This is a genomic window from Phenylobacterium sp. (genome assembly GCF_028290885.1).
In the GTDB taxonomy this organism is placed as follows: Bacteria; Pseudomonadota; Alphaproteobacteria; order Caulobacterales; family Caulobacteraceae; genus Phenylobacterium.
In genome coordinates this window covers 1-6,418 of sequence record NZ_JAQGIZ010000263.1, presented here as the reverse complement: position 1 = coordinate 6,418, position 6,418 = coordinate 1, and the positions used below count along the sequence as shown (strand labels likewise).

7 protein-coding genes are annotated in these 6,418 nt (G+C 71.7%); 1 reads left to right on the top strand and 6 read right to left on the bottom strand.

Annotated elements, in window-relative coordinates:
- The 5 genes from JWP28_RS17580 to JWP28_RS17560 all read right to left on the bottom strand — a co-directional run.
- Positions 1-313, bottom strand: a 313-nt coding sequence (locus JWP28_RS17580) for an ATP phosphoribosyltransferase regulatory subunit (protein ID WP_299544952.1), incomplete at its 3' end; no start/stop codon positions are given.
- 288 nt (positions 314-601) lie between these two features.
- A complete protein-coding gene (locus JWP28_RS17575) occupies positions 602-1,177 on the bottom strand; it encodes a 2OG-Fe(II) oxygenase (RefSeq protein ID WP_299544951.1) in 576 nt (191 codons plus the stop codon).
- Positions 1,174-2,790 carry a glucose-6-phosphate isomerase gene (gene pgi / locus JWP28_RS17570; protein WP_299544949.1) on the bottom strand — a complete coding sequence of 539 codons (1,617 nt, stop codon included), beginning with the start codon at positions 2,788-2,790 and terminating at the stop codon, positions 1,174-1,176. The genes JWP28_RS17575 and pgi overlap by 4 nt, the downstream gene beginning before the upstream one ends.
- 25 nt (positions 2,791-2,815) lie before the next feature.
- Positions 2,816-3,439: a thioredoxin family protein gene (locus tag JWP28_RS17565; protein ID WP_299544948.1), complete on the bottom strand. Its 624-nt coding sequence runs from the start codon at positions 3,437-3,439 to the stop codon at positions 2,816-2,818.
- Between the two features lie 14 nt (positions 3,440-3,453).
- The gene (locus JWP28_RS17560; RefSeq protein ID WP_299544955.1) at positions 3,454-5,520 is read right to left on the bottom strand and encodes a protein-disulfide reductase DsbD domain-containing protein; all 2,067 of its coding nucleotides are present in this window, start codon (positions 5,518-5,520) and stop codon (positions 3,454-3,456) included.
- A 190-nt stretch (positions 5,521-5,710) separates the two neighbouring features.
- Here JWP28_RS17560 and JWP28_RS17555 point away from each other — a divergent pair, with 190 nt between their 5' ends.
- A complete protein-coding gene (locus JWP28_RS17555; RefSeq protein WP_299544946.1) occupies positions 5,711-6,103 on the top strand; it encodes an acyl dehydratase in 393 nt (130 codons plus the stop codon).
- A 139-nt stretch (positions 6,104-6,242) separates the two neighbouring features.
- On the opposite strand, the gene JWP28_RS17550 is transcribed toward JWP28_RS17555, so the two are convergent.
- Positions 6,243-6,418, bottom strand: a 176-nt coding sequence (locus tag JWP28_RS17550; protein WP_299544953.1) for a SapC family protein, incomplete at its 5' end; no start/stop codon positions are given.

Below are 6,418 nucleotides of genomic sequence, written 5' to 3'. Positions count from 1 at the left end.
TGGGCAGGGTCTCCCAGTTCTGGGCGGCGAAGCGGGCGAGCGGCGCGGTTAGGTCGTAGCGCAGCGCCATCCACTGTTCGTCATCATCCTGCAGGGCGAAGACGCCTTCGTTCGGGCGGTCGGCGTCCGGCAGGAACTTGCCCAAGGCGTCGGCGTATTCGAAGGCCCCGGTCTCCAGGGCCTCGAAGCCGTAGCGCTCATAGACCTCGGCCACCGCCGCCAGGATCTTCCGCTCGGCGGTCAGGTCGCGGGCGCGGCGGTCGACGAAGCCGCGCGGGGTGCGGGCTTCCGGGCGGGCGGGGTCGGAGGTCATGGGCTGGCGCTTACCGGTTGCCGGTCGCTCGCTCAAGGAAGCTATTGGGGAAGGCAGGCTGTCCATCGTCTACGTCCTGGTGAAAGGGGCGACGGACGGAGCTGGAAAATCGATCGAGCCCCGTCCGCGGAAGCGGGGCTCGGAGAGGGTGCGCCTAAGCCAAGCGATCCCAAGCCGAACCCGCGAGGGTCGGATGGTGGTGGTGGCCGTGATGATGCGCGAAGCCGCTCATGGGGCTGGGCCTATAGCGGAGGATCATGGAGAAATCCACAACGCTGGCCGACCTCTTCACGCCGGCATCGTCTTGAACATCAAGGTGATGCGAAGGTCCGAGCGGCGCCGCGACATCGGCCGCGCCACATGCGGGATCGTGCCCGCGAACACGGCCAGCCGGTTCGGCTTCGGATAGATGGCCGCGACGATTTCGTCGCCGGCCTCGTTGAAGAGCAGGGTTTCGCCCGCGAAGTTGGGGCTCCAGGCCGGGTGGGGGTAGTAGATCGAGGTCAGGTGGGTGTCGATGTTGGAGTCGAGATGCAGCCCGCCCTCGATCCCGCCGCCCATGCCGTTGGCATAGCAGCGCGCCAGGCCCTGGCCGGCGAGCGGCCCCTTCTTCAGCGCGGACCACATCTCAGCCAGGATCGGCGCCGTCTGCAGGAGTTCGTCCTCGATGGCGGCCGGATCGCGCGCCTCGCCTCCGTCGCGCCGGAAACCGGCAAAGTGCTTGTAGAAATAGCGGTCGGCGTCGGGCCCGTCGGCCGAGAACCCGCCGTAGGCCCAGCCCGGCAGGCTCAGGTAATTCCAGATCGCGGCGTGATCGGAAGACGCGAGGAGGTTGTCGAACACCCTGACCAGCGGTGCGCTCATGCCTTCAGGTCTCCGATGAGCCGCGAGGTCGACGGATCGTGCGTCCCGGGCGGGCCGCCTTCCAGTTCGGAGAGCACTCGGCTGGCCAGGGTCTTGCCCAGTTCGACGCCCCACTGGTCGAAGCTGTTGATCCCCCAAAGCACGCCTTCGACGAAGGTCTTGTGCTCGTAGAGCGCCAGCAACGCGCCGAGCCGCTCAGGCGTCAGGCGGTCCAGCAGGATGAAGGCCGAGGGGCGGTCGCCGGGGAAGGTGCGCTGCGGGGCCAGGCGGTCGATCTCCGCCCGGGACAGGCCCTTGGCGGACAACTCGGCGCGCACCTCGGCCTCGGGCCGCCCGACCATCAGCGCCTCGGCCTGGGCGACCGCATTGGCGAGCAGGATCCGCTGCGCCGCGGGATCGCCATCGGAGGTCTCGCGCACGGCGATGATGTCGATGGGGATGACGTCGGTCCCCTGGTGCATCAACTGGAAGAAGGCGTGCTGGACGTTTGTCCCGGCATCGCCGAACACCGCCGCGGCGGTGGCGTGGGCCACCGGACGCCCGTCCGCCGTCACCCGCTTGCCGTTGGATTCCATCTCCAGCTGCTGGAGGAAGTTGGGCAGCAGGTGCAGCCGCTGGGCGTAGGGCACGACGGCGCGGACCGGGCGGCCCAGGCCGTTGCGGTTGAAGATGTGGGCCAGCGCCAGCAGCACCGGCGCGTTGGTCGCCAGCGGGGCCGCGCGGAAGTGGTCGTCCATGGCCGCCGCGCCCGCCAGCAGGCGCTCGAACACCTCCGCGCCCAGGCCGATGACGCAGGACAGCCCCACGGACGACCAGACGGAGTAGCGCCCGCCGACCCAGTCGCGGAAGCCGAACACCTGGTCGGCCGGCACGCCGAACGCCTCCACCAGGTCGAGCGCGGTGGAGACCGCCACCAGGTGGGCGTCTCCGGCGGGCCCGAGCGCGGCCCTGAGCCAGGCCCGCGCCGTCTGCGCATTGGTCATGGTTTCCTGGGTGGTGAAGGTCTTGGAGACCACCACCACCAGGGTCTCGGCGGGATCGAGGCCGGCCAGCGCGAAGGCCATCTCGGCCGGGTCGACGTTGGCCGCGAACCGCACCTGGATCGCGGACGCCACCGGCCGCAGCGCCTCCCAGACCAGCCGGGGCCCGAAGTCGGAGCCGCCGATGCCGATGTGCAGCACGGCGCGGAACGGCTTGCCGGTGGCCCCCTTTAGCGCGCCGGAGCGGATCTTCTCCGCGAAGGCCGCCATCCGCGCCCGCGTGGCCTCCACCTCGGCGGACACCGGCTCGCCCTGCGCCTTGAAGTCCGAGCCCTTTGGCGCGCGCAGCGCCATATGCAGCGCCGCCCGGCCCTCGGAGGCGTTCACCGGCTCGCCCGCGAACAGCCGGTCGCGCGCCGCCTCGATGTCCGCCGCCAGCGCCAGCGCCAGCGCCGCGTCGAGGTCGGCCAGCGACCAGGGCTGCTTGGAGAGGTCGAGCTCGAGCCCGGCCGCCGTCACGCACAGCCGCGCCAGCCGATCCGGCTCGGCGTCGAACAGCGAGACGATGCGGCGTTCGTCAGCGCCTGCGGCGGCTTGCAACAGTCGGTCCCAGGCGGCGGTCAGGTCGGTCAAGCGCTGTCCCTCGAAAGCCGCACGCCTAGTCGGCGGAGCCGTACTTCACGCTGCAGCCATAGGGCTTCGATACCGGCGTCGCCACCGGCCGCCCCGCCTGCAGGTCGGCGAGCGCCAGGGCCACATAGGGCTTGGCGCCCTTCAGGCTGGCCGGGTCCGCATAGGGGCGGTCGTCGATGCCGCCCATGTAGGCGACCTTGCCGGCCTTATCGATGACGAACATGTGCGGGGTGTTCTTGGCCCCGTAGGCGCGGCCGACCTTGCCGGCGCCATCCAGCAGGATCGCGGTCGCCGCCGAATGCACCTTGGCCTTCCAGAGCCGCGCCGTCGGAGGCGTGAAATAGCCCTGGGTGTCCGGCGCAGAGGACGACACCGTCAGCCACACCACGCCTTCGCCCGTCGCCTTGGCCTGCAAGGCCTGCATGGTCCCCGAGCCATAGTGCTTGCCCACGTAAGGACAGCCCGAGTTGGTCCACTCCAGCACCACGGTCTTGCCGAGGTAGTCGGAGAGCGTGCGCTCGCGGCCGCTTTCGTCCACCGCCTTGAAGGCGGGCGCCGGCTGGCCGAGCTCGGGCTCGGCGAAGGCGGGCGCCGCGAAACCGAAGGCCAGGGCGGCGGCGAGGACAGTGCGGCGTGACAGGGCGATCATCGGCTAAGCTCCCTTCAGCTTCCGGCTCGGTCTGCGGCCTCCACCGCCTTGACCACGATGTCCGGCGTTAGGATCGACGGCAGGATAACGCCCTCGCCGCCGTTCGTTCCATACACAAGGTAGAGCGGCACGCCCGCCCGACCGTGGCTGGCCAGTTCGGCGGCGATGGTCGCATCGCGCTTCGTCCAATCGGCCTTCAAATAGGCGACCTTATGGCGGGCGAAGGCGGAGGCCACCGCATGAGTGGAAAGGGCCACCTGGTCGTTGACCTGGCAGGAGACGCACCAGGCCGCCGTGTAGTTGACGAACACCGGCCGCCCCTCGGCGCGCAAGGTCGCGACGCGGGCTGGGCTATAGGGCTCCGATTGCAGCTCGGCGGCCTTGTCCTGCGGCCAGACGACCGCCGCCACGGCCAGCGCCGCGAGAACCCCCGCGCCGGCCGTCAGGACGAACGGCTTGCCGCCCATGGCCGCGCGGCGCTGGGCGAGGCCGGCCAGCCAGGCGGCCAGCCCCACCGCCACGGCGGCGGCGAACAGCTTGGCGAGGTCTTCGGGCCCGGCCTGCTGGGCCAGCACCCAGGCCAGCCACGCGGCCGCGCCGTACATCGGGAAGGCCAGCGCCTTGCGGAACAGGTCCATCCAGGGTCCGGGCCTCGGCAGCCGCGCGAGCAGGCCCGGCGCGAAGGCCACCAGCACGAACGGCGCGGCGAAGCCCACGCCCAGGGCGGCGAACACCGTCAGGGCCGCCACTGGCGTCTGGGTCAGCGCCCAGCCGAGCGCCGGGCCCATGAAGGGCGCCGTGCAGGGCGCGGCCACCACCACCGCCAGCGCGCCGGTGAAGAACGCGCCCAGCGACCCGCCGCGGCTGGCGAGCCCCGTGCCGGCGCCCTGCAGCGAGGTCCCGACCTCGAACAGGCCCGAGAGGTTCAGCGCCACCGCCAGCATCAACAGCGCCAGCACCGCCACCACCGGCGGCGACTGCAGCTGGAAGCCCCAGCCGACCGCCGAGCCGGCGGCCTTCAGCGCGATCAGCCCGGCCGCCAGCGCCAGGAAGGTCGCCACCGATCCGACGCCGAACGCCAGACCCTGGCGGCGCGCCTCCGCCTGCTCGCCGCCGCCGTGTCCGGCCAGCGAGGCGGCCTTCATGGCCAGGATCGGGAACACGCAGGGCATCAGGTTGAGGATCAGCCCGCCCAGGAAGGCGAACAGCGCCGCGGCGGCCAGGCCCAGGTTCGCAGCGCCGGCGGCCTTGGCGGGCGGCGGGCCGAGGCCGGAGGCCCCCGGCGGCGGCGCGCCCGGCGTCGCTGCGACCTCATAGGCCTTGTCGCCCACCGCCAGCACGCCGGCCAGGCCCGCCGGCGACTTGCCGCCCTGGAAGCCGTAGCCGGGGGCCAGCGTCAGGGTCAGGCCCTGCGGCCCGCGCTCGATGGCCTGCGGCCTGGCGTGGTCGATGACGGTGGATTCGAACGGATAGAAGTAGGCGTCCGCCAGGTCAGCGCCCTGCAGCGCGGGGCCAGTAATGGCCAGCGCCACGCCCGCCGGGCGCGGCTGGAACACCGCCGCCAGCCCCGCGGGCTTCGGCGCGGCGGCCAGGGTCTTCTCGATCGCCCCGTCCCACTTGGGGTCCGGCGGCGCGGGCGTGGCGGTGACCGGCAGGATCAGGCTGAGCGTCGCGTCCTCAGGCACGCAGATCTCGGCGCAGACCAGGAACGAGGCCTGGGCCTTGAGCGTCGCCTTGTCGCCCGGCCTGGCGACGGCGGGCGCGGTCAGCGCCACGGGCAGCAGCACCTCGCCCTCATAGCCGTAGTTCATCAGCGGCCCGACCGGCAGGCGCCGCGGCGCGGGCCAGGTGAAGTCCCCCGCTTGCCAGCCAGCCGGCAGGTCCCACTTGATCCGGGTCGCCTCGCCGCTGTCGCCGGAGTTGCGCCAATAGGTGTGCCAGCCCTTCTGGATCTGCTGGCGGAGCGCCACGTGGATGGTCTGGCCGGGCGCAATCCCCTGCCGCTCAGCGATCAGCTCGGCGGTCACGTGGCGCTGGGGGCCGGTCTGCGCCCAAGCCGTACCGGGGGCCGGCAACGCCATCGCCAGCGCCAGGAACACGCCTGCCAGAAACCGCATCATTCGCCTCTCAAGCGCGCCCAACTGGGCCGCTATATGGCGTGCCTTGGCCGGGGACGCAAAAGGCGACGCAAACCCAGGCTCGACTTCGCCGCCGACGCACCGCCATCATCGCCCCGTCGGCTTTTCAGACGCCTGCGAGGATCCGCCCGCCGTGCCAGCCCCCTTCGACGATATCCAGATCGGACAGGTAGTGTCGCTGGGCGCCTGCGGCGTCGAGACCGAGGCGCTGAACGCCTTCATCGCCGCCTTCACGCCGGGCTGGGCGCCGGAGCGCGGCGCGCCGGACGCCATGGTCTACGCCATCTGGGCCAAGCTCGACGCCATCGCCCACACCGAGTGGCCGCAGACCAAGCGCCTGGGCGTCGACGCCCTGCGCTGGGTGCGCAACCCGCCGGCCGGCGAGCTGCTGCGCGGCCGCATGACCATCATGGCCAAGGACCCGGTCGGCGAAGGCAAGGGCATCATCATCGCCCAGCACGACCTGCTCGACGAAGCCGGCCGCCTGGTCTTCTCCTGCCTGACCCGGAGCGTGTTCGCGCGTTGAAAGCAGTTGCTCCCCCGTTGGGGGAGCTGTCAGCGCAGCTGACTGAGGGGGTCCGCTCAAACGTCAGCGGGTGACCCCCTCCACCGCTTCGCGGTCCCCTTCCCCCAAATCGCGCTGCGCGCTGGGGGAGGAACTGTGCTTACGCGTTCGCGGCCTGCGGCTGGGCCGGAGCCCGCGCCAGCGCCAGGGCCACCAGCCGGTCCCAGCCGACCAGCGACAGCAGGTGGGCGTAGATCTGGGCGAGCGCGCCGTTGCTGCGGATCTCCACCAGCTTGTCGGCCGGCAGGGCGTTCAGCTTTTCCTCCGAGACCCCGA

Bases quoted from the DNA above. Each gene is read 5' to 3' on its own strand.
- JWP28_RS17575 (WP_299544951.1), bottom strand. From the start codon at position 1,177: ATGAGCGCACCGCTGGTCAGGGTGTTCGACAACCTCCTCGCGTCTTCC.
- JWP28_RS17560 (WP_299544955.1), bottom strand. From the start codon at position 5,520: ATGGCGTTGCCGGCCCCCGGTACGGCTTGGGCGCAGACCGGCCCCCAG.
- JWP28_RS17565 (WP_299544948.1), bottom strand. From the start codon at position 3,439: ATGATCGCCCTGTCACGCCGCACTGTCCTCGCCGCCGCCCTGGCCTTC.